Annotated in this window: 23 protein-coding genes; 11 read left to right on the top strand and 12 right to left on the bottom strand. The window is 61.5% G+C overall.

The window, feature by feature from the left end; genetic code table 11:
* The first annotated feature begins 152 nt into the window (after positions 1-152).
* Positions 153-455: a DUF3579 domain-containing protein gene (locus tag G471_RS0106830; RefSeq protein WP_028994692.1), complete on the top strand. Its 303-nt coding sequence runs from the start codon at positions 153-155 to the stop codon at positions 453-455.
* Positions 456-518: 63 nt separating this feature from the next.
* On the opposite strand, the gene rpsT is transcribed toward G471_RS0106830, so the two are convergent.
* A complete protein-coding gene (rpsT, locus tag G471_RS0106825) occupies positions 519-794 on the bottom strand; it encodes a 30S ribosomal protein S20 (RefSeq protein ID WP_028994691.1) in 276 nt (91 codons plus the stop codon).
* 207 nt (positions 795-1,001) lie between these two features.
* Between rpsT and G471_RS18275 the strand changes: the two genes are divergently transcribed.
* The 6 genes from G471_RS18275 to G471_RS19570 are packed head-to-tail and all read left to right on the top strand — an operon-like array spanning position 1,002 to position 7,073.
* Positions 1,002-1,397 (top strand): GspH/FimT family pseudopilin, encoded by a 396-nt coding sequence (locus G471_RS18275; protein ID WP_081700137.1) that lies wholly within the window; start codon positions 1,002-1,004, stop codon positions 1,395-1,397.
* Between the two features lie 13 nt (positions 1,398-1,410).
* Positions 1,411-1,845: a type IV pilus modification protein PilV gene (pilV, locus tag G471_RS0106815; RefSeq protein ID WP_028994690.1), complete on the top strand. Its 435-nt coding sequence runs from the start codon at positions 1,411-1,413 to the stop codon at positions 1,843-1,845.
* Positions 1,846-1,856: 11 nt separating this feature from the next.
* Positions 1,857-2,687 carry a PilW family protein gene (locus G471_RS0106810; RefSeq protein WP_028994689.1) on the top strand — a complete coding sequence of 277 codons (831 nt, stop codon included), beginning with the start codon at positions 1,857-1,859 and terminating at the stop codon, positions 2,685-2,687.
* A 1-nt stretch (position 2,688) separates the two neighbouring features.
* Positions 2,689-3,282, top strand: coding sequence for a pilus assembly PilX family protein (locus tag G471_RS18670; protein ID WP_281170385.1), 594 nt, complete (start codon positions 2,689-2,691; stop codon positions 3,280-3,282).
* Positions 3,283-3,308: 26 nt separating this feature from the next.
* On the top strand, positions 3,309-6,680 hold the full coding sequence (locus tag G471_RS16910) for a pilus assembly protein (RefSeq protein ID WP_081700135.1): 3,372 nt from the start codon (positions 3,309-3,311) through the stop codon (positions 6,678-6,680).
* A gap of 3 nt (positions 6,681-6,683) precedes the next feature.
* Positions 6,684-7,073 carry a type IV pilin protein gene (locus G471_RS19570; protein ID WP_028994687.1) on the top strand — a complete coding sequence of 130 codons (390 nt, stop codon included), beginning with the start codon at positions 6,684-6,686 and terminating at the stop codon, positions 7,071-7,073.
* A 49-nt stretch (positions 7,074-7,122) separates the two neighbouring features.
* Here G471_RS19570 and ispH read toward each other — a convergent pair whose 3' ends face one another.
* Genes ispH through G471_RS0106770 form a run of 5 tightly spaced genes read right to left on the bottom strand, consistent with a single transcriptional unit; the run spans position 7,123 to position 12,685 of the window.
* On the bottom strand, positions 7,123-8,043 hold the full coding sequence (gene ispH / locus G471_RS0106790; protein WP_028994686.1) for a 4-hydroxy-3-methylbut-2-enyl diphosphate reductase: 921 nt from the start codon (positions 8,041-8,043) through the stop codon (positions 7,123-7,125).
* Positions 8,043-8,474, bottom strand: a complete 432-nt coding sequence (locus G471_RS0106785) for an FKBP-type peptidyl-prolyl cis-trans isomerase (protein ID WP_028994685.1) — start codon at positions 8,472-8,474, stop codon at positions 8,043-8,045. The genes ispH and G471_RS0106785 overlap by 1 nt, the downstream gene beginning before the upstream one ends.
* Complete coding sequence (gene lspA, locus G471_RS16905; protein WP_043421100.1) at positions 8,471-8,950, bottom strand: signal peptidase II; 480 nt, start codon at positions 8,948-8,950, stop codon at positions 8,471-8,473. The genes G471_RS0106785 and lspA overlap by 4 nt, the downstream gene beginning before the upstream one ends.
* The gene (gene ileS, locus G471_RS0106775) at positions 8,943-11,756 is read right to left on the bottom strand and encodes an isoleucine--tRNA ligase (RefSeq protein ID WP_028994684.1); all 2,814 of its coding nucleotides are present in this window, start codon (positions 11,754-11,756) and stop codon (positions 8,943-8,945) included. The genes lspA and ileS overlap by 8 nt, the downstream gene beginning before the upstream one ends.
* A gap of 8 nt (positions 11,757-11,764) precedes the next feature.
* On the bottom strand, positions 11,765-12,685 hold the full coding sequence (locus tag G471_RS0106770; protein ID WP_028994683.1) for a bifunctional riboflavin kinase/FAD synthetase: 921 nt from the start codon (positions 12,683-12,685) through the stop codon (positions 11,765-11,767).
* A 130-nt stretch (positions 12,686-12,815) separates the two neighbouring features.
* Here G471_RS0106770 and G471_RS16900 point away from each other — a divergent pair, with 130 nt between their 5' ends.
* Entirely contained in the window at positions 12,816-13,859 is a 1,044-nt protein-coding gene (locus G471_RS16900) for a GGDEF domain-containing protein (RefSeq protein WP_051295319.1), read from the top strand.
* Between the two features lie 13 nt (positions 13,860-13,872).
* Here the strand turns inward: G471_RS16900 and G471_RS0106760 are convergent, their stop codons facing one another.
* Both G471_RS0106760 and tsaE read right to left on the bottom strand, forming a co-directional pair.
* The gene (locus G471_RS0106760; protein WP_028994682.1) at positions 13,873-15,180 is read right to left on the bottom strand and encodes an N-acetylmuramoyl-L-alanine amidase; all 1,308 of its coding nucleotides are present in this window, start codon (positions 15,178-15,180) and stop codon (positions 13,873-13,875) included.
* The gene (gene tsaE, locus G471_RS18665) at positions 15,114-15,629 is read right to left on the bottom strand and encodes a tRNA (adenosine(37)-N6)-threonylcarbamoyltransferase complex ATPase subunit type 1 TsaE (protein WP_081700150.1); all 516 of its coding nucleotides are present in this window, start codon (positions 15,627-15,629) and stop codon (positions 15,114-15,116) included. Before tsaE ends, G471_RS0106760 begins: the two co-directional genes overlap by 67 nt.
* Between tsaE and queG the strand changes: the two genes are divergently transcribed.
* Positions 15,624-16,676 (top strand): tRNA epoxyqueuosine(34) reductase QueG, encoded by a 1,053-nt coding sequence (gene queG / locus G471_RS0106755; RefSeq protein WP_028994681.1) that lies wholly within the window; start codon positions 15,624-15,626, stop codon positions 16,674-16,676. The two genes, tsaE and queG, sit on opposite strands and share 6 nt — an antisense overlap.
* Here queG and G471_RS0106750 read toward each other — a convergent pair whose 3' ends face one another.
* The 4 genes from G471_RS0106750 to G471_RS0106735 form a co-directional block, all read right to left on the bottom strand.
* Positions 16,677-17,516, bottom strand: a complete 840-nt coding sequence (locus G471_RS0106750) for a sulfurtransferase (RefSeq protein ID WP_028994680.1) — start codon at positions 17,514-17,516, stop codon at positions 16,677-16,679. It lies immediately after the preceding gene.
* Positions 17,513-17,863, bottom strand: coding sequence for a SpoIIAA family protein (locus G471_RS0106745; RefSeq protein ID WP_028994679.1), 351 nt, complete (start codon positions 17,861-17,863; stop codon positions 17,513-17,515). Before G471_RS0106745 ends, G471_RS0106750 begins: the two co-directional genes overlap by 4 nt.
* Positions 17,864-17,894: 31 nt before the next feature.
* Positions 17,895-18,746 carry a DMT family transporter gene (locus G471_RS0106740; RefSeq protein WP_028994678.1) on the bottom strand — a complete coding sequence of 284 codons (852 nt, stop codon included), beginning with the start codon at positions 18,744-18,746 and terminating at the stop codon, positions 17,895-17,897.
* Between the two features lie 75 nt (positions 18,747-18,821).
* The gene (locus G471_RS0106735; RefSeq protein WP_028994677.1) at positions 18,822-19,958 is read right to left on the bottom strand and encodes an aromatic ring-hydroxylating oxygenase subunit alpha; all 1,137 of its coding nucleotides are present in this window, start codon (positions 19,956-19,958) and stop codon (positions 18,822-18,824) included.
* Between the two features lie 103 nt (positions 19,959-20,061).
* Here G471_RS0106735 and xseB point away from each other — a divergent pair, with 103 nt between their 5' ends.
* The gene (xseB, locus tag G471_RS0106730; RefSeq protein WP_028994676.1) at positions 20,062-20,301 is read left to right on the top strand and encodes an exodeoxyribonuclease VII small subunit; all 240 of its coding nucleotides are present in this window, start codon (positions 20,062-20,064) and stop codon (positions 20,299-20,301) included.
* Positions 20,302-20,321: 20 nt separating this feature from the next.
* The gene (locus G471_RS0106725) at positions 20,322-21,182 is read left to right on the top strand and encodes a polyprenyl synthetase family protein (protein WP_051295318.1); all 861 of its coding nucleotides are present in this window, start codon (positions 20,322-20,324) and stop codon (positions 21,180-21,182) included.
* Positions 21,183-21,184 lie beyond the last annotated feature (2 nt).

Below are 21,184 nucleotides of genomic sequence, written 5' to 3'. Positions count from 1 at the left end.
ACGGGCCTTTTTGCACTCACGGAAGCTGAAAAACGCCACCCCGGCCGCATTTTCACAATGCGCAAGGTGATTGTCGATTATGGTAAGACCAAGCGCTTCTGCTAGAATGCAGCGAAAAGCAAGGTCGCATACCCATAAGCGCAGAGTACATAATGACAACACAAGAATCGACCACATTCATCATTGTCGGCGTCACCAAGGAAGGAAAGAAATTCCGCCCCAGCGACTGGGCCGAACGCCTCTGTGGCGTGATGTCCGCTTTTGGCGCGGAACGCAAGATGAAGTACTCCCCCTATGTCGGCCCCGGCGATTTCAACGGCGACAAGGCGGTCTTCGTCGATGGCAGGCTGGGCGAGGTCGAACCGATGGCCTACCGTTTCATGCTCAACTTCGCCCAGGACAACGACCTGCAGATCATTGACGGCGTCTGCTCACTGGAAGACAAGAAAAAGTAATTTCCCGCCAGTACGGACAAAAAAAAGGCGCCTTGCGGCGCCATTTTTTGGTGTGCAGTGCGCTCAGGCAGCAGCAACACCCAGCGCCTTGATCTGCGAAGACAGGCGGCTCTTGGTACGGGAAGCGGCGTTCTTGTGAACGATCTTCTTGTCGGCGATGCGGTCGATCACTGCGACGGACTGCTGGAAAACCAGCTGTGCGGCGGCTTTGTCGCCGGCGACGATCGCCTTGCGCACACGCTTGATCGCGGTGCGCAGGGTCGAACGCAGGCTTGCGTTGTGGGCGCGCTGCTTGTCAGCTTGACGTGCGCGCTTGCGGGCTTGTGCGCTGTTGGCCATGAATGAATCCAGGTGGGTGAAGAATTAAAAGCGGGATTATAACCGCTCATGAATCAATTGCAATCAAAATCGAAGCTCAATCTTCATTTTGGGCAATTCCGTTGCGTAAGCCGCCAGTCTTTCGCAAACGACCGCTCGTCCCCTCCCTCCCCCAAACCAAATCGAGTTGCCATAGACTGAAATCGCCAAAAAGTCCCGGAAACGACCATGTGCCTTCCATACTTGAAAACTCGTTTGCAACAAGGCTTCTCGCTGGTCGAGATGATGGTTGCTGTGGCTATTATGGCCATCCTGGCTGCCGTTGCAGCCCCACAAATGCAAAATCAGATAACAGGGAATCGTGTCACTGCGGCGACCAACGAGCTTCTCGCCGCGCTCGCCCAGACCCGATCCGATGCCATCAGAAGCAGTCAGGCACGCACCGTCGACCCAGCAGTGGTTCTTGCTGCAAGGCTGGGCAATGTAAACATGAACGCCGACATGGCGAATATCACCTTCAACGCGAACGGCACGACCAACAACACCGGACAAATCACGCTTTCGAATACGGCACGCACAAGAACGATCACTGTTCTCGGTAGCGGTAAAGCCTTTCTGAATTGACCAGCGAGTTCCCATGAACACCTTCACGACATCTCCCAGCAACCGGCAAGCAGGCATGACCCTGATTGAGGTCGTCGTCGCTATCGTTGTACTGGCCATTGGCGCCTTGGGGGTCGCCGGACTGCAGGCACGCGCCCTCAAGGGAAACGAAAGCAGCCTGCAACGCACCCAGGCGGTAATTGCAGCCAATTCCCTGATCGATGCCATGCACGCCAGTGTGGTTCCCCGAAACAGCACAGCCATGATTTGCAATGGCGGCGCCGGGTTCTTCATCACCTGGCTGGGTGACCTGCAAGCCAATCTGGGTGCAGGCAGTTGCGGACAGATCACCTGCGCTGCCAACGCCAACCCGCCCGGAAGCACGCGTTGCGTCGTCACGGTGCAATGGAATGACCGGCGCGCTGGCGGCGCCATGGCGCAACAGCTACAACTGACCGCACTGTTCTGAGAGCCGTCACCATGAAAGACATCCAATCACAACACGGCCTGACACTCGTCGAACTGATGGTCGCCATGACCATCGGCCTGATCCTAATGCTGGGCGCGACCGGCGTACTGATCACCAATCAGCGCGCCTTCACGGCCACGGAAGGCCTATCCCAGATTCAGGAGAACAGCCGTATCGCCGTGGACATGATCGCACGCGATATTCGCGAGGCCGGCGGTCATCCTTGCATGGCGATGACCCTGAACGACCATACTGGCGGCGATGCCACCGCAGTTGCCATTGCCAACATTCTCAGGAATTCCAGTGGCGTCGTGGTCAATCCGGCGACCAATCCGGGTAACCGCAATACTGGGCAGGGCGCCTTGCAACTTCTGACCTCGACAAACACACTATCGATCACCACCCATACCACCGGCGAAAATGTCTTCACGGTCAATAACAATCTGCGCGCAAACGACATCATCATCGTCTGCACCGGAAAATCGGCACACATCCTCAGGGTAAGCGCCGCAACCCCTGCCAACGTCACCGTCACCCAGGCACCCGGCGTCAATCTTCAAGGCGCGACGATCGCTGCGGGTCTGAACATTCGCACCTGGTATGTCGGCACCGACAACTTCCTTTACCGCAGCGAAGGCAATGGCGCTGGCGTCCGGATGATCGACAATGTTGTCGGCCTCAATGTAACTGACGTCCTACCCAATAACAATGGCGCCATCCAGGTCGGCTTCACTCTCTGTAGCCGCAATCAGAATACAGAGATCGCCGCAGCGAACAACCTCTGTGCGGCCACGCAGATCGAACGCCGAGTCACCACCGTCGTACAACGCAGGACTGCCTGACATGTGCCAGACATATACCCTCTCCAGCCGGAAATCCCAGCACGGCGTCATTCTGATCGTGGCGATGGTCATGCTGGTCGTCATGAGCATCCTTGGCGTTTCCAGTGTCCGCAGCGTAGCTTTAGAAGAACGGATGAGCGGCGCCTCGCATGACCGAAGCATCGCCCTGCAAGCTGCCGAAGCTGCCTTGCTGGCGGGGGAAACCGATGCCAGAAATCGCGTCGGACTCAACGGCTTCGACCCCGACGCAGCTACCGTTGCCGGCGTTCCGGCAATCAACAACGGGTTCGTGGCTACGCCAACCACTCAGCCCCCCGACTGGGTGCTGGGCATCAATTGGCAAAACAGCGCACGCGAACTTGCCAATGTGGACCTGGGCAACCTCGCCGGCACACGACCACGCTACCTGATCGAATACCGTGGACAGGCCGTCTGCAAGTCGCTGAACCCAAATGAAGCAGCTGCTGATTGCAGCACCCCGGAAGGAAAACTTTCGCCGACCTGCAATTGCTACCTGTTCAGAATCACCGCCCGCAGCAATCCTGGACAAGGCCGGGCAGAAGTCATTCTGCAAAGCCTGTTCACCACCTTCTGAAAGCCCATTGAGCCAGGAGACCGGAAATGAGACAACAATCTGCAAACCACACCGCCAGCCAACGCCGGCTGGCCAGGCTGATGGCCTTCTCTTTCGTGCTGACCACTGTCGTTCCGGCGCAAGCCGCACTGAACATTCCGGACACACCGCTGCAGACCAGCGTCTCCGCCGAACCGAATATCATGTTCATACTTGACGACTCGGGTTCTATGCACTGGGAAATCACCCCGGACTCATATTCATACTTCGTTTTTCCGCGGCCTAGCAACGTCTATGGGAGTAGCAACTACGATTCCTACGTATCGACCACCGTGGATACCTCTCCGTACAACGCCTATACCCGCTCCCCGCAGACCAATCCCAGCTATTACGACCCGGGAACAACCTACCTTCCCTGGTCTAATGCTGACGGCACACTCTGGCCTAATGCAACACCTAGCGCCGCTTACCACAACCCAGCCAAGACAGCGGTCGGTACGAGAAACCTGACCACAGACAATACACAGACAGCAACATGGGAAACCTGCACCTCTGAATCAACTTCCAGTTGCAGCGGCACAAGTACCAGTCGGACTTTCTGGCCAGCCACTTATTTCTGGCATAACGGGGGTGATAAGTGGAACCGTAGCAATTACACCAAGGTTGAAATCAGGAGCACAACGGCCAATTACAGTGGACATGGCCGCGCAAACCGCACGGACTGCACCAGCGGCACATGTACCTACACCCAGGAAATCCAGAACTTTGCCAACTGGTACACCTACTATCGCTCACGTATTCTCACCGCGCGCGCTGGTATTGGCCGCGCCTTTGCCTCTCAGAACGACGGGCTGCGCGTGGGATTTGGCACGATCAACAAGGCCAGCACTTCTGTTGACAATGTCAGCACGCAAACCATCGTTAGCGGTGTCCGAGTGTTCAAGGACAGTGATCGGACGAATTTCTTCAACACCCTGTACACCCGAGATATCCCAACATCCTCAACTCCGCTGCGCCGCGCATTGCGTGACGCCGGGGAATATTTCAGCCGTAACGATGACCGGGGCCCTTGGAGCACAACCCCTGGACAGTCTGGTGGCAGCGACCTGGCATGCCGCCTGAGCTATACAATATTGATGACCGATGGCTACTGGAACGATAGCTATACCAATTCAAGCATTGCAAATTCCGACAATACCGCCGGCGCCACAATTACCGGCCCCAACGGTCAGTCCTACACCTACCAGCCGGTTTCGCCTTTCCGGGACAGCCACTCTGATACCCTAGCCGACGTTGCCATGCACTACTGGAAACGCGACCTCCGGACCGACATGACAAACGTTGTTCCCAGCGGCCCCAAGAACCCTGCTTTCTGGCAACACATGGTCACCTTCGGTGTTGGCCTGGGAGTCAACGGCTCTATCAAACCGGAAGACGCTTACGCAGCCATTGGCGATCCAAACAAGACCATCACGTGGCCCAACCCGACCTCCAGTAACGCTGCAAAACTCGACGATCTCCTGCACGCTGCCATCAATGGCCGGGGTGAGTTTTTCAGTGCGCAGAACCCAACCGAATTCGCCAATGCCATGACCGGCATGCTCAAGGAAATCATCGAACGCAAGAGCTCCTCATCATCGGTATCCCTGACCGGCACACGCCTGAGCACGGGCAGCAAGGTCTTCAGCCCCAGTTTCAACACATCGGGCTGGATTGGCGAACTCGCGGCCTATAACCTGAGCAGCAACGGCGTTTCCAGCACACCTGTGTGGAAAGCCTCGGAAAAAATCCCTGAACACGCCAGCCGCAAGATATTCGTCACAACCAGTTCCGGTGAAAAACGCGAATTTCTGTGGGGCAACCTGAGCACCACGGACCGCACCACCATCGGGAGCGAAGCCATTCTCAACTTCCTGCGCGGAGACCGCAGCCAGGAAACGGCACGAGGCGGCACACTGAGAACACGGAATTCGCTGCTCGGCGATATCGTCCACTCTTCGCCCGTGTATCACCAAGGGACGCAGACAGTCTATGTCGGTGCCAATGACGGCATGCTCCATGCCTTTAATTCGGAAACCGGCGTCGAGCGTTTTGCCTATATCCCCAGTGCCGTGCTTGGCAACTTGCGACAGCTGAGTGCAACCTCCTATCAACACAAGTATTTCGTCGACGGTGAATTAACCATTGCCGAAAAGAGTGACACCGGGCTAAGTAGTACCTATCTGGTTGGCACCATGGGCGCTGGCGCCAAGGGTCTGTTCGCGCTGGACATTACCGCCCCTGCCTCGTTCGCCGCCAGCAATATTGCCTGGGAATACGTCAACAGCGGCGATACCGAGTTGGGTTACATGATGGGCAAGCCAATTTATGCCCGACTTAACGACGGAAGTCGTGCCCTGATCGTTGGCAATGGTTACAACAGCAGCAGCGGCAAAGCAGCGCTTTACATCATCAACCTGCAGACTGGTGCGCTGATCCGCAAATTCGTGGTGGACAACGTCAGCGACAGCGGCATGGCCACCCCGGGCATCGTGGACACCAATGGCGACGGTCTGGTTGATCTTGTCTACGCGGGCGATCTAAAGGGCAATGTATGGAAATTCGACCTCAACTCGAAAATTCCGTCGGCTTGGTCGCAATCGAAGTTCTTCACCGCTATCGGCCCCGACAACAATGTCCAACCGATCACGGCCCAGATCACTTCGGCGGTTAATTACCTGAACGACGACCCCAACAGCGGCAAGCGCTATATCTTCTTCGGTACCGGCTCCTACTTCCAGGCCGGGGACATCAACGACAAGTCGGTGCAGAGTTGGTATGGGTTGATTGACACAGGAAGTACAATCAGTGGCAGGAATAACCTCACCAAGCGGAGCATCAGTAGCACTCTTACCACAGCTGATGGCAAACCCGCGCGGACCTTCAGCAAGGCAGCTACAGACGCAACCACCGGCAAAGTAACAGACATGACCAACAAGCAAGGCTGGTATTTAGACTGGGTCAATCCAGTCAACATCAAGCTTGGCGAACGCGTCATCTCACCGTCCGTCATGTATCGCCTGACCGAACCAACACTGCTCGGCAGTTCGATTACGCCTGAAGCCAATGACCCGTGTCAGCCCGGTGGCACCGGGTATGTCAATGCAATCAACGCCTTCACTGGTGGCAGCCTGACCAAGGCATTCTTCACCAGCGAGGTCAGCGGAGATGCGGTCGTTGGCTCACTCGATCTCGGTATCGGCATGCCCAGTCAACCTGCACTGGTAATCAGCGATGACGGTGCCGGACAACTGATCGTTGGCGGTTCGGGGGATACAGGTGCCAGCGGTACGGGCGGCAGCAATGTCGGATCAACCGGCTTCAACCCGGGCAACTATGGTGGCAGAATCTACTGGCGTGAAATCATCAGGGGGAACTAATTAATGAAACAACGACAAGCCGGCTTTACCTTGATTGAATTGATGATCGTGGTAACCATCATCGGTATTTTGGCGGCAGTAGTGTTTCCGGCTTATCAGGAGCATGTGCGTAGCGCCCGTCGCACTGCAGCGATGGGCTGCCTGATGGAACGGACACATTTCATGGAGCGTTTCTATTCCGCCAACATGACATATGTCGGTGCAGCACCCCCGGCATGCCCCGGAGAGGTTACACAGTTCTACAACATCGCGGACCCCGCCAATCTGACCGCGACCACCTATACCTTGGCCGCGAACCCTATTGGCGCACAGGCGGGTGACCGCTGCGGCAATCTTTCAGTCAATGAAACCGGCAACCGGCAGGCTGCCGGTGGGGCAAACTGCTGGCAATAAGTCAGTGACCACGATGAACCGCTTGTTCCAGTTCATCGTGGTCAATTTTTCAAGCAAGCTCCCGTGGCAAGGCGAACGACACACCCTCTTCAACCCCTGCCAGTTGCGCCACTTCCGCACCTGAGAGATGACGGATGCGGGCAACGACTTCCTGCACCAGTACCTCGGGTGCGGATGCACCGGCGGTGACGCCGATGCGTTGTTTGCCGGCCAGCCAGGATTCGTCGATTTCGGCAGCACCGTCGATCAGGTAGGACTCGATCCCTCGACCCGCGGCAACTTCCTTCAGGCGGCGTGAGTTAGAACTGTTGGGACTACCGACGACGAGCACCAGATCACATTGCCCGGCCAGTTCCTTGACCGCATCCTGGCGGTTCTGGGTGGCGTAGCAGATGTCGTCCTTCTTTGGCCCCTGGATCAGGGGGAAGCGCTGTTTCAGGGCGTTGATGACGATCTGGGCATCGTCCATCGACAGCGTGGTCTGGGTGACATAGGAAAGCTGCTCGGGTAACTTGACCGTCAGTTTTTCCACATCATCGACGGTCTCGACCAGATACATGCCGGCTTCGCTCTGACCCATTGTGCCTTCGACCTCGGGGTGGCCTTTATGGCCGACCATGACCACTTCGCGCGTCTGACCGCGCATCTTGCCGACTTCGACGTGGACCTTGGTGACCAGCGGACAGGTGGCGTCGAACACTTTCAGGCCGCGCGCCTCGGCTTCGGCGCGAACCGCTTTCGAGACGCCGTGGGCGCTGAAGATCACCGTGCTGCCGGCCGGCGCCTCGTCGAGTTCCTCGATGAAGACCGCTCCCTTGGCACGCAGGTCGTCGCAGACAAACTTGTTGTGCACGACCTCGTGGCGGACGTAAATCGGCGCGCCGAATTTTTCCAGCGCCCGTTCGACGATGGTGATGGCGCGTTCGACACCGGCGCAGAAGCCGCGGGGATTGGCAAGGATGACCTGCATTACATGATTCCGATGATTTTCACCTCGAAACGGATCGTCTTGCCCGCCATCGGGTGATTGAAGTCGAACAGGGCGCTGGTTTCATCGAGCTCGCGCAGGAAACCAGCGAAGGTCGCGCCATTGGGCGCGGTGAATTCGACGACGGAATTCTCCTTGAGTTCCATGCCGGCAGGCAGACCGCTACGGGCGATACGCTCGACCAGGCGTTCGTTATGCACGCCGAAGGCCTGTTCCGGTTCCAGTTCGAACACGTAATGCTCGCCGGCATTCAGGCCAAGCAGCACGCTTTCGAGGTTTTCGGCAAGCTGACCGCTACCCATCTGCAACGTCGCCGGGCTCATGTCAAAGGTCGACAGGAATTCCTCACCATCGAGGGCGGTGACGCGGTAATGCAGGGTCAGGTAGCTGTCGGGGCGGACGGTGGTGCTCATGCGTTTTCTTTCTGTTCTTTATGGGTCAACGAGGCGATGATCAACAACACCGCGCCGACACTGATCGCCGAATCGGCAACGTTGAACGCCGGCCAGTAGAAACCGGCGGCGTGCCACTGGATGAAATCGACGACAGCGCCGAAACGCACGCGGTCGATGACGTTGCCGAGTGCGCCGCCCATGACCAGGGTCAGCGCCAGGGCCATCAGCTTTTGCTCCGGATGCTTTTTCAGCTCGAACGCGATCCAGCCGGAAACACCGAGCGCCAGCACGGTGAAGAACCAGCGCTGCCAGCCCGGCTGGTCGGCGAGGAAGCTGAATGCCGCCCCAGGGTTGAAAGTCAGCACCCAGTTCCAGAACGGCGCGACGTAGATCACCTCGCCCGGCGCGATGCTGCCGAGCACGACCCACTTGCTGATCTGGTCGAGGACGACGATCAAGCCGGCCAGCGCATACCAGTGCTGCGCCTTAGGCATGCGTGCGCGCCTCGCCGTCGCCATGCAGGTTGCTGACGCAGCGCCCGCACAGGCCCGGATGCGCCGGATCGGCGCCGACATCCTCGCGCACGTGCCAGCAGCGTTCACACTTGGCGTGGGCCAGCGGCGTGGCAGTCACCGACTCCTCGGCGGATTCGATCACGGCGGTCGCCGAGCAGATGAAGACGAACTTCAAGTCGTCGCCGAGCGCCGAGAGCGCGGCGAACTTGTCGCCGGCGCAGCGGATTTCGACGGCGGCCTGCAGTGCGGCGCCGATCTCGCCGGCCTCGCGGCGAGCTTCCAGCGCCTTGGTGACGTCGTTGCGCACTTCGCGGACAATCGCCCATTTCGCCAGCAGCTCGCTCTCGCCGTTCTGTTCCGGCAGTTGATGCCATTGCTGGAACATCACCGAGTCGTCGGCGTCGCCGGTCAGCACCGCCCACACTTCCTCGGCGGTGAAGGCGGTGATCGGCGCCAGCAGGCGGACGAAGGCCTGGGTGATGTGCCACAGTGCCGACTGCGCCGAGCGGCGGGCAAGCGACTTGGGCGCCGTCGTGTACAGGCGGTCCTTGAGGATGTCGAGGTAGAAGCCGCCGAGGTCTTCCGAGCAGAAGCCCTGCAGCGCCTGGACCACGCGGTGGAACTCGAAGCGCTCGTAATCGCCCTGGCAGGACTGCTGCAACTGGCGGGTCAGCGCCAGCGCATAGCGGTCGATTTCCAGCCACTGGTCGGCCGGCAGCATGTCGGCGGCGGCGTCGAAATCGGAGACGTTGGCGAGCAGGAAGCGCAGCGTGTTGCGGATGCGGCGGTAGCCTTCGACGACGCGCTTCAAGATTTCGTCGGAAATGGTCAGCTCGCCCGAGTAATCGGTGGAAGCCACCCACAGGCGTAGGATGTCGGCGCCCATCTTGTCGGAAACCTGCTGCGGCGCGATGACGTTGCCCTTCGACTTCGACATCTTGTGGCCCTTGCCGTCGACGACGAAGCCGTGCGTCAAGAGCGCCTTGTACGGGGCGCGACCGTCGATCGCGGCGCCGGTCAGCAGCGAGGAATGGAACCAGCCGCGATGCTGGTCGGAGCCTTCCAGGTAGAGGTCGGCCGGCCAGCCCAGTTCGCCGTGCGAGCCGCGCATCACGCTCATATGCGTGGTGCCGGAATCGAACCAGACGTCGAGGATGTCGGTGGTCTTGACGTAGTCGGCGGCATCATTGCCGAGCAGTTCGGCGGCGTCCAACTGTGTCCACGCTTCGATGCCGCCCTGCTCCACACGCTTGGCCACGGCTTCCATGAGTTCAAGCGTGTTCGGATGCAGTTCGCCGGTCGCCTTGTGGGTGAAGAAGGGCAGCGGCACGCCCCAGTTGCGCTGGCGCGAGATGCACCAGTCGGGGCGGTTGGCGATCATCGCGTGCAGGCGGTTCTTGCCCCAGGCGGGATAGAAGGCGGTGTCCTCGACGCCCTGCAGCGCCGCTTCGCGCAGCGTGTGGCCGGCCGGCTCGGTGGCGGCGACGCCCTGGCTATCGACATCCGGCGCATCCATGCGCACGAACCACTGGCTGGTGGCGCGGTAGATCAGCGGCGTCTTGTGGCGCCAGCAGTGCATGTAGCTGTGCTCGATGGTGGCGTGCTTGAGCAGCGCGCCGACTTCGGCCAGTTTCTCGACGATGACCGGGTTGGCCTTCCACACGTTCATGCCGCCGAAGAACGGCAGGTCGGCGGCAAACGTGCCGTCGCCCTGCACCGGCGTCAGGATCTGCTCGTTGTGCATGCCGTAGTTCTTGCACGACTGGAAGTCTTCCAGACCATAGGCCGGTGCCGAATGGACGATGCCGGTACCGGCATCGAGCGTCACGTAATCGCCAAGGAAGACCGGCGACAGACGATCGTAGAACGGATGGCGGAAGGCAATGCGCTCCAGCGCCGCGCCTTTACAGGCGGCAACGGTGGTGCCGGTCAGACCGTAGCGGGCGAGGCAGGCTTCCTGCAGGTCGGCGGCGAGGATCAGGCAGCCCTTTTCGGTCTGCACCAGGTGGTAGGTGAATTCCGGGTGGGCGTTGAGCGCCTGGTTGCCGGGGATGGTCCACGGCGTCGTCGTCCAGATCACCGCGTAGGCTTCACCGGCCGGCAGAGCCGCCAGGCCGAAGGCAGCGGCCAGCTTGTCGCGCTCGGCGGCGGCAAAGGCGACGTCGATCGCCGGCGACTTCTTGTCCTGGTATTCGACTTCCGCTTCGGCCAGCGCCGAACCGCAGTCAAAGCACCAGTTCACCGGCTTCAGGCCGCGATAAACGAAGCCGCGCTTGACCATCTGGGCGAGTGCCCGGATCTCGTCGGCCTCGGTCTTGAAGTTCATCGTCTTGTACGGGTTGTCCCATTCGCCGAGCACGCCGAGGCGGATGAAGTCCTTCTTCTGGCGCTCGATCTGCTCGCCGGCGTAGGCGCGCGCCAGCTGCTGCACCTGCTCGCGCGGGATGTTCTTGCCGTGCGTCTTCTCGATCTGGATCTCGATCGGCATGCCGTGGCAGTCCCAGCCCGGCACATAGGGCGCATCGAAACCAGCCAGCGTCTTCGAGCGGACGATGATGTCCTTCAAGACCTTGTTGACCGCGTGGCCGATGTGGATGTCGCCGTTGGCGTACGGCGGGCCGTCGTGCAGGATGAATTTCGGCCGGCCGGCGCAGATTTCGCGGATCTTCCGGTAGAGCTGCTTCTCCTGCCACTGGGCGACCCATTGCGGCTCACGCTTGGGCAGGTCGCCGCGCATCGGGAACGGGGTGTCGGGAAGGTTCAGCGTATCTTTGTAATCAGCCATTTGCTTGCTCACCGCTTGAAGAAGGCCCGCGCCGCCGCGGCATCGGCCGCGATCTGCGCCTTGAGGGCGTCGAAATTGGGAAAACGTTGCTCGTCGCGCAGCTTGTGCACGAAACGCACCGAAATGTGGGCGCCGTAGATGTCGCGGTCGAAATCGAACAGATGCACTTCCAGCAGCGGCCGCGTACCGCCGACGGTCGGCCGAACGCCAAGGTTGGCGACACCGGGCAAGGCTTGCTCGCCAAGGCCGGCAACCTCGACGGCGAAGACGCCGGTCATCGGCAGCGGGTTGTGCTTGATGCGCAAGTTAGCCGTGGCAAAACCGAGCTGGCGGCCGAGCTTCTGGCCGTGCACGACCTGGCCGTCCATCATGTAAGGGCGCCCGAGCAGCTTCGCCGCATGCGTCATGTCACCATCGGCCAGCGCCCGGCGCACGCCGGAACTGGAGACGCGCTCACCATCGACAACAACGCTGCCCATCGCCTCGACGGTGAAACCGTGGCGTTCACCAGCCGCCTGCAGCAAGGCAAAATCACCAAGCCGCCCCTTGCCGAAGCGGAAATCGTCACCGATCACCACATGCCTGACCTGGAGCCCGCGAACCAGCACCGCTTCGATGAACTGTTCGGCGCTCAGCGCAGCAAAAGCCCGGTTGAACGGACAGATCATCGCCTGGGCAACGCCGCTGTCGGCCAGTAGTTCAAGCTTTTCGCGGAAGGTGCTGAGCCGGGCCGGCGCCGAGTCGGGCGCGAAGAATTCGCGCGGATGCGGCTCGAAGCTGAGCACCGTCGGCACCACCCCGCGCTGGCCGGCGATGTCGACCAGCCGGCCGATCAGCGCGGCGTGCCCAAGATGCACGCCATCGAAATTGCCGATGGCCAGTGCAACGGGAGCCGGAACAGGACGGGAATAACCGCGAAAAACGCGCATCGGATGCTGCTGCAAAAAAGCGCGATTATACCGGGCCAGCCCGGTTTTCCGGGTAAATCCACGAAAAAACAGCCCCTTGGCAAGCCGGCAGTGGCTATAATCGGGCGACCATTTTTGCGCGTTGTTAAACATGCTGGGATTGATCAACCATGTCGTAAGGATTTCTGCGCGGCGCGACCGCACCGAAATCAATTCCGCCATGGTCGATGCCTTGATGGATCTGTTCGCGCCCGAACGCCTGACCATCTATCGCTGCTACACCGGCAAACGCAAGACCATCGTCTTCGCCTGTGCCGGCTACGGTCCACAAGGCCAGTTCCTGCGCAACGCCTACCTGCCCGATCATCATTTCTGCCAGCCGATTGATCGCGATCCGCTGCTCCGCCAATGCCGCAAGGAATTGTCGGCCGTGCTCGACTACCAGGAAGACGGTTCGCACCGCATCATTTTCCCGGTACTGCGCCTGGACGAACCAATCTATTTCATCGATCTGGTCCTCTCGGACGAGTTCTCGGCTGACCGCCGCGTCACGCTGATGGGCCTGATCGAGTACTTCGGCAACCATATCGCCCTGCTCGATTACGGCGAGGCCGATACGCTGACCGGACTGGCCAGTCGCAAGACTTTCGACAAGCATCTGTTCGAGCTGCTCGGCCAGGCCGCTTCCGACGAACTGCTCGGCAATGAACACCAATTCGCCCGCCGCACGCTGGCGCCGGACAGCAACCACTGGCTGGCCGTCTGCGACATCGACCATTTCAAGCACATCAACGACAACTTTGGCCACCTGATCGGCGACGAAGTGCTGATCATGCTGTCACAGGTGATGCGTCAAAGTTTCCGTTTCGACGACCAGTTGTTCCGCTTTGGCGGCGAGGAATTCATCGCGCTGCTGCAGCCGACCGACCGTGCTTCGGCGCAGGCAACACTGGACCGCTTCCGCAGCGACGTGGAAAAATCCGTTTTCAGCCGGGTCGGGCATGTCACCGTCAGCATCGGCTTCAGCCAGCTACTCAGCTGCGACACGCCGACCGACGTCATCGAACGCGCCGACGAAGCGCTCTACTACGCCAAGCGCAACGGTCGCAACCAGGTGGCCTGCTACGAACAGTTGATTACCGACGGCCGGCTCGCCGCTCGCGAAATCGCCAAGGGCGAAGTCGAGCTGTTCTGACGCGGGCTGGCGATCAGCTGGCGCGGCCGCTGCCGGCCTTTGGCCCCGGCGGATGCTTGATGAAATACTGACGGATGCCGCGCATCAGGGCATCGGCCATCTGTTCCTGATAAGCCTCGTCCTTCAACCGCAATTCCTCTTCCGGATTGGAGATGAACGCCGTCTCGATCAGCGCCGACGGAATATCCGGCGCCTTGAGCACGGCAAATCCGGCCTGTTCGACATGCGCCTTGTGCAGGCGATTGATCGAGCCCAGTTCGCCGAGCAGGTATTTGCCCAGCTTCAGACTGTCGTTGATCGTTGCCGTCTGCGACAGGTCAAGCAGCGTGCGGGCCAGGAAAACATCCTTGGTCTTGGCCAGATTGACCCCGCCGATCAGGTCGGCGTTGTTTTCCTTCTGCGCCAGCAGGCGAGCCTGCGTGCTCGTTGCCCCCTGCTCGGACAGCACATAAACCGACGACCCGCGGGCATCCGGCTTGATCCAGGCATCGGCGTGAATCGACAGGAAGAGGTCGGCCTGGATGCGCCGCGCCTTCTGCACACGAACATGCAGCGGGACGAAGAAATCGCCGTCGCGGGTCAGCACCGCGCGCATGTTCGGCTCGGCATCGATGCGTTTTTTCAGGCGCTGCGCAATCGCCAGCGTCACGTTCTTTTCATAGGTCCCGCGCTTGCCGACCGCGCCGGGATCTTCGCCGCCGTGACCGGGATCGAGCATGATGGTGACCAACCGGTTGACCGCCGGCTTGCCGGAACGCGCCGCCGACTGCGGCTTCGCCGGTTCCGGCTGGCGACTGGCCAGCTCTTCGTCCAGGCGCAGCGGCTCGACCGCATCCTGCCGGCCCTGCAACAGCGCCATCAAGGGATCGGCCGGATTTTCCGGATAGACATCGAGCACCAGACGGTGACCGTATTCGGCAACCGGCGCCAGCGAAAAGACCTGCGGCTTGACCTTGGTCTTCAACTCCATGACCAGACGGACGACGCCGGGCTTGAAGCGCCCTGCACGCAGCAGCTTGATGTAGGGATCGTGCTCGGCGACCTTGCCGGCCAGGCTTTCCAGGACGCTGTTGAATTCCACACCTTCGATGTCAACCACCAGGCGATCCGGATTTTCAACGGCGAAATGGGTGAACTTGAGCGGCGCGTCGTGTTCCAGCGTGACCCGCGTGTAATCCTCGGCCGGCCAGATGCGCACGGCGATGATGCTGGGACGGTTGGCGGCAATCCCCGCCAGCGGCGTAACCGAGAGAACTAGGGCAGATCCGGCGTAGCGCAGGAGTTGCCGGCGGCGCGGATCGAGGCGAGTGTCCTTATGCATGACGCCCCCCTTTCGGACGAAGCTGCGAGTTCTGCAACACGCGCGGACCCGGCGTGCCGCAAGTGTATGCGCAGGTCCGGCGATGGCACGCAGCCCACTGCCTTGTCAGGCCATTCGACCAGACAGACGGAAGCTTCGTTGAAGTATTCGCCAAACCCCGCATCGAGGAACTCCTCTGGTGACTCGAAGCGATAAAAATCAAAGTGATACAAGTATAAACTCGAAACTACGTAAACTTCAACCAAAGCGTAGGTCGGACTCTTCACCGGGCCGGTGTGCCCCAGGGCGCGGATCATGGCGCGCGCCAGCGTGGTTTTGCCGGCGCCGAGGTCGCCTTCGAGAAAGATCACCTGGCCGGGCAGCAGCGTCTGCGCGAGATTTTTGCCGAGTTCCTGCGTCGCCGCTTCGTCGGGCAAATCGAAAAGGGCGGTAACATCCGTGCCATGCATGATCAGGACTCCAAACTGGACCACGCGGCCATCAAGGCGCGCATCCGCGAACTCGGCCGGGAACTGGGTTTTGCCGACATCGGCGTGGCCCGCGCCGAACCGGGCGCGGCCGTCGACCGGCTGCGTGCATGGCTGGCCGCCGGCATGCACGGGGAGATGGATTATATGGCGCGCCACCTCGAACTGCGCGCCCAGCCACAGCAACTGCAGGCCGGCACGATCACGGTGATTTCCGCCGCCATCGACTACCTGCCGCACGACCGGACGGCCGACGCCCCCGGCCAGGCGGCCATTTCCCGCTACGCCCAAGGCCGCGATTACCACAAGGTGGTGCGCAGCCGGCTGCAGAAACTGGCCGACGCCATCGCCGGACTGGCCGGCCCCTTCGGCTACCGCGTGTTCTCCGACTCGGCGCCGGTGATGGAGGTCGAATACGCCAGCCAGGCCGGCCTCGGCTGGCGCGGCAAGCACACGCTGCTGTTGTCGAAACGGGGCTCGTGGCGCTTTCTCGGCGAAATCTACTGCGACCTGCCGCTAGCGCCCGATGCGCCGGTCGACGAGCACTGCGGCACCTGTCGCGCCTGCCTCGACGCCTGCCCGACCGGCGCCATCGTCCAGCCCTACGTCGTCGATGCCCGGCGCTGCATTTCCTACCTGACCATCGAACTGGCCGGCGCCATTCCGCTGGAATTCCGGCCGCTGATCGGCAACCGGATATACGGCTGCGACGACTGCCAGACCTGCTGCCCGTGGAACCGCTTCGCCCAGCTCGGCGACCCGGAATTTTCCCCGCGCCACGGCCTCGACTCGGCCACGCTGATCGAATTGTTTGCCTGGAGCGAAACGCAGTTCAACGACCGCCTGGCCGGCAACCCGATCCGCCGCATCGGCCACGAACGCTGGCTGCGCAACATTGCCGTGGCGCTGGGCAACGGCCCGGCCAGCCCGGCGGCAATCGCCGCCCTGCAGGAAAGATCGACGCACGCCTCGGCACTGGTGCGCGAGCACGTGGACTGGGCACTCGCCCGCCTCAGCAGCGGAAATTGATCAGCGCGCGACCGGTCGTTCCGGATCGGCGCACCATTCGCTCCACGAACCGCCATAGAGCCGAGAGCCGGACAGACCGGCAATTTCCATGGCCAGCAGGTTGTGGCAGGCGGAAACGCCAGAGCCGCAATAGTGCACCATCTGCTCGGGCGCAAGCCCGCCCAGCAGGGACTGCCACTCGGCGGCCAGTTCGCCGGCCGGCTTGAAGTGACCGTCGGCAGCAAGGTTGTCGCGGAAGAAACGATTGACCGCACCGGGAATATGACCGCCAACCGGGTCGATGGTCTCGTTTTCGCCACGGAAGCGGTCATTGGCCCGGCCATCGACCAAGCGCATCGACGGCGAATCCAGCATGCCGCGGACGAACTGCGCGTCGACGGCAAAATTGCGCGTCACCGGGGTGAATTCCCGGGGCTTAGCCACGGGCGGCTGAGCATCGACTGCCGCGCCGGCCGCCAGCCAGTCCTGCCAGCCGCCGTCGAGCACAGCCACGGCGTCGTGGCCGAGCCAGCGCAGCAACCACCACAGCCGGCCGGCGATCATGCCCTGGGCGTCGTCATACACCACCACCTGGGTCTGCCGGCCGATGCCGATGCTGCCCAGACGGGCGGCCAGCACCTGCGGATCGGGCAGCGGGTGACGACCATTGCGGCCGCTCATCGGCCCGGACAGATCGCGGTCGCAATGCAGGAAGTGGGCGCCCGGAATGTGGGCTTCGGCGTAAACCCGTTCGCCATAGGCGACGTCGGCCAGTTGATGGCGGACGTCGACGACGCACCAGTCGGGATTGCCCAGTTGCGCCTGCAACTGGGCGACGGAAACCAGCGTGCCGAAACTCAAGCCTCGTTCTCCAGCCACTCGTCGGCGGCTGCCGCATCGTCGAAGACCTGCACGTCGGCATTGACGAAGGTCTGCGAAATCCAGGCGCTCCAGGTCACCCATTCGCTGTCGGTGACAACCGCCACGCGGTTGAAGTCGTTGGCGTGGGCGCGCGAGAACTTGACCTCTTCCCAGGCCACGTCAAGCGTCAGCGTGCCCATCTTGGTCAGATCGAAGAACAGGTCGACCGGCCCCTCGAACTTGATCTTGTAATTGACGACTTCCTCGAACTCCCGGTAATCCGCCAGCGTGAACTCGCCGAAGACGGAAACATTGACGCGGTGGCCTTTATGGTCGATGACGATCATGGTCTTGCTCCTTTGTTGTTCTGGGTCCAGTTTAATCCTGCTCCACCGGGCTGGCACGCGAAAAATGCGTGGCCGCAATGCCCGACAGGATGATCAGGCCGATCGCCGCCCACGCCGACGCCGGCAGGACTTCGCCCCAGAACAGCATGCCTGCGAGGCTGGAGAAGATCACCGTGGAGTAGGCCAGCGCCGCCGACATCAGCGTCTTGCCGCGCGAATAGGCCCGGGTCATGGCCAGTTGGGCGAGCGTGGCAAAAGCGGCGACGCCGAACAGGATCAGGCCGCTGTCGGCATCGACCGGGTTGATTTCGCCGAAAGCCAGCCAGACGGCGGAACAGACGGTGGCCACCAGCGAGAAGTAGAAGACGGTGCGCGTTTCCGGTTCGCCACGTGCGCCGAGTTCGCGCACACTGAAGTAGGCCATGCCGGCGAGCACGCCGGAACCGAGGCCGATCAAGCCGCCGACCAGTTGATCTTCGTGCAAGGTCGGCTTGAGCAACAGGACGACGCCGGCCAGGCCGATCGCCAGCGCGCCGAGCATGCCAGTACGCATGCGCCAGCCGGCCAGCACCAGGTAGAGCGCCAGGAAGATGGCCGAGGTGTAGTTGAGGGTCACCGCCGTCGCCAGCGGCAGCAGCGTGATCGCATAGAAATAGGAAAACAGCGCCGAGAAGCCGACCACCCCGCGCGTGATCTGCCAGCGCCAGTGCGGCGTGCGCAGCGAAACGCCGCGCAGGCGGACCAGGCCGTACATCAGCAACAGGGCGATGGCACTGCGCCAGAAGGTGATTTCCACCGCGTTGTGGGTTTCGGCGGCGAGCTTGACGCAGACGCCCATGCAGGCGAACAGGAAGCTGGCGGCGATCATCCACAGGGATTGCATGCGGGAACTCGAAAATACGAAGGGCGCCGGATTTTACCCCGGCGCCCTCATCGGCAGCGTGAATTCAACGGGAACTCAGCGGGCCTCGATGTCCTTCTGCATGATCCGCCGGTAGAACTCGTGGAAGTGCTGCATGCCGTCTTCCATCGGGCTCTGGTACGGGCCGACCTCGTTCTTACCTTGAGCCAGCAGCGCCTTGCGGCCACGGTCCATGCGCTCGCCGATGTCGTCGTCCTCGATCGCCGTCTCCATGTAGGCAGCGCGTTCGGCCTCGATGAACTCGCGTTCGAAATCGACGATTTCCTCGGGGTAGTAGAACTCGACGACGTTCATCGTCTTGTCCACGCCCATCGGGATCAGCGTCGAAACGACCAGCACGTGCGGATACCACTCGACCATGATGTTCGGGTAATAGGTCAGCCAGATCGCGCCTTGCGGCGGCGTCTGCCCGCGATCGCCGTAGTACTCGCGGACGACCTTCTGCCAGCGGTTGTACACAGCCGAGGTGGATTCCTTGAGCAGCGAGGTGATGCCGACCTTCTGCACCGAATACCAGTCGCCGAACTGCCAGCTCAGGTCGTCGCAGGTGACGAAATTGCCCAGACCCGGATGATAGGGCACGACGTGGTAGTCCTCCAGATAGACCTCGATGAAGGTCTTCCAGTTGTAATTGCACTCGTGCATCTCGACGTGGTCGAGCTTGTAGCCGGAGAAGTCGAGGTCGCGCGCGGTGGTCATGCCGGCCAGGTCGGCGTTGGCCGAACGCGGCCCCTTGAACAGCAGGCCGTTCCAGTTTTCCAGCTTGACCTTGTCGAGGTTCAGGCAGGGGTTCTGCGGGAAGTGCGGTGCCCCGATCAGTTCGCCGGATTGCTCGTAGGTCCACCGGTGGATCGGACAGACCACCGGCCCTTCGAGCTTGCCCGAGCCTTGCAGCATGATCGCCTGGCGATGGCGGCAGACGTTGGACATCTGCCAGATGCCGGCATTCGGCCCGACCGCGCCGCCGTTGAGCAGCATCTGGCCGTGGTCTTTCCATTCCTGCGTCCGGTAATCGCCCGCTTCCGGCACCATCAGCTGGTGACCGACATAGCCCGGACCGGCATCGAAGATGAGTTTCTTCTCCAGCGCGTGAATCCGTTCATCGAAGTACCAGTCCACCGGCAGTTGGGAAACTGCGGGGGCCAACCGGGACGAAGTCGCCATGTCGGACATTCCAAGCCTCCAGCGGGTTAAAAAGGATATTGATTTTATCCTGAAATTTGACCGAAATACCCCGGATGGAGTATTTTCACGCGTTTCCCCAAGACTGTGTGACATGGATCCGACGTCGATCGCCGACCTGAAATTCGAGACCGCACTGGCTGAACTTGAGGCCATCGTCTCCGGCATGGAAGGCGGCCAACTCGAACTCGAAGCCTCGATCGCCGCCCACCAGCGCGGCATGGCGCTGATCCGTCACTGCCAGGCGCAACTCGAACGCGCCGAAGAACAGATCCGCATCATCGAGAACGGTGAAGCGCGGGAAATCGACCGCAAAACCCTGGAGGCGCAGTGAGCGTTCCCTTTGCTGACTGGATGGCCGCCACCCAGGCGCGCACCGAATCTGCCCTGAGCCGCTTCCTGCCGGCCGGCGAGATGATCCCGCAACGCCTGCATGAGGCGATGCGCTACGCCACCCTTGGCGGCGGCAAGCGCGTGCGTCCACTGCTCGCCTTCGCCGCCGGCGAGCTGACCGGCGCCAGCGCGGACAAACTCGATGTCGTCGCCTGCGCGGTCGAATTGATCCACGCCTATTCGCTGGTGCACGACGATCTGCCGTGCATGGACGACGATGTGCTGCGCCGTGGCCGGCCGACCTGCCACGTCGAATACGACGAACCGACCGCCCTGCTGGTTGGCGACAGCCTGCAGACGCTGGCCTTCGAACTGCTGGCCAGCCAGCCGCTCGGCGAGCGCCAGCTCGAAATGATCGCCCTGCTCGCCCACGCCAGCGGCTCGCGCGGCATGGCCGGCGGTCAGGCCATCGACCTGGCCTCGGTCGGCAAACCGCTCGAACAGGCCGAACTCGAACTGATGCACGCGCTCAAGACCGGCGCCCTGATCCGTGCCGCCGTACTGCTTGGCGCCCTGACCGGCCAGCCGCTGTCGGCCGACGAACGCGCCGGCCTCGACCGATTCGCCAAGCGCGCCGGCCTGCTTTTCCAGGTCGTCGACGACATCCTCGACTGCACCGCCAGCACCGCCACCCTCGGCAAGACTGCCGGCAAGGACGAAGCCGCCGACAAGCCAACCTACGTCGCCCTGCTCGGCCTCGAACGCGCCCGCGCTTACGCCGGGGAATTGCGAACCGAAGCCCTGTCGGCGCTGTCCATCTTCGGCGAGCGTGCCAGCCGCCTGACCCAACTGGCCGATTTCATCTGCCACCGCCAATTCTGATC

Origin of the sequence: Azonexus hydrophilus DSM 23864, from assembly GCF_000429605.1 — a bacterium.
GTDB classification, from domain to species: Bacteria; Pseudomonadota; Gammaproteobacteria; order Burkholderiales; family Rhodocyclaceae; genus Azonexus; species Azonexus hydrophilus.
The sequence above is the reverse complement of the archived record's forward strand: the minus strand, read 5'-3'. Positions and strand labels throughout refer to the sequence as shown.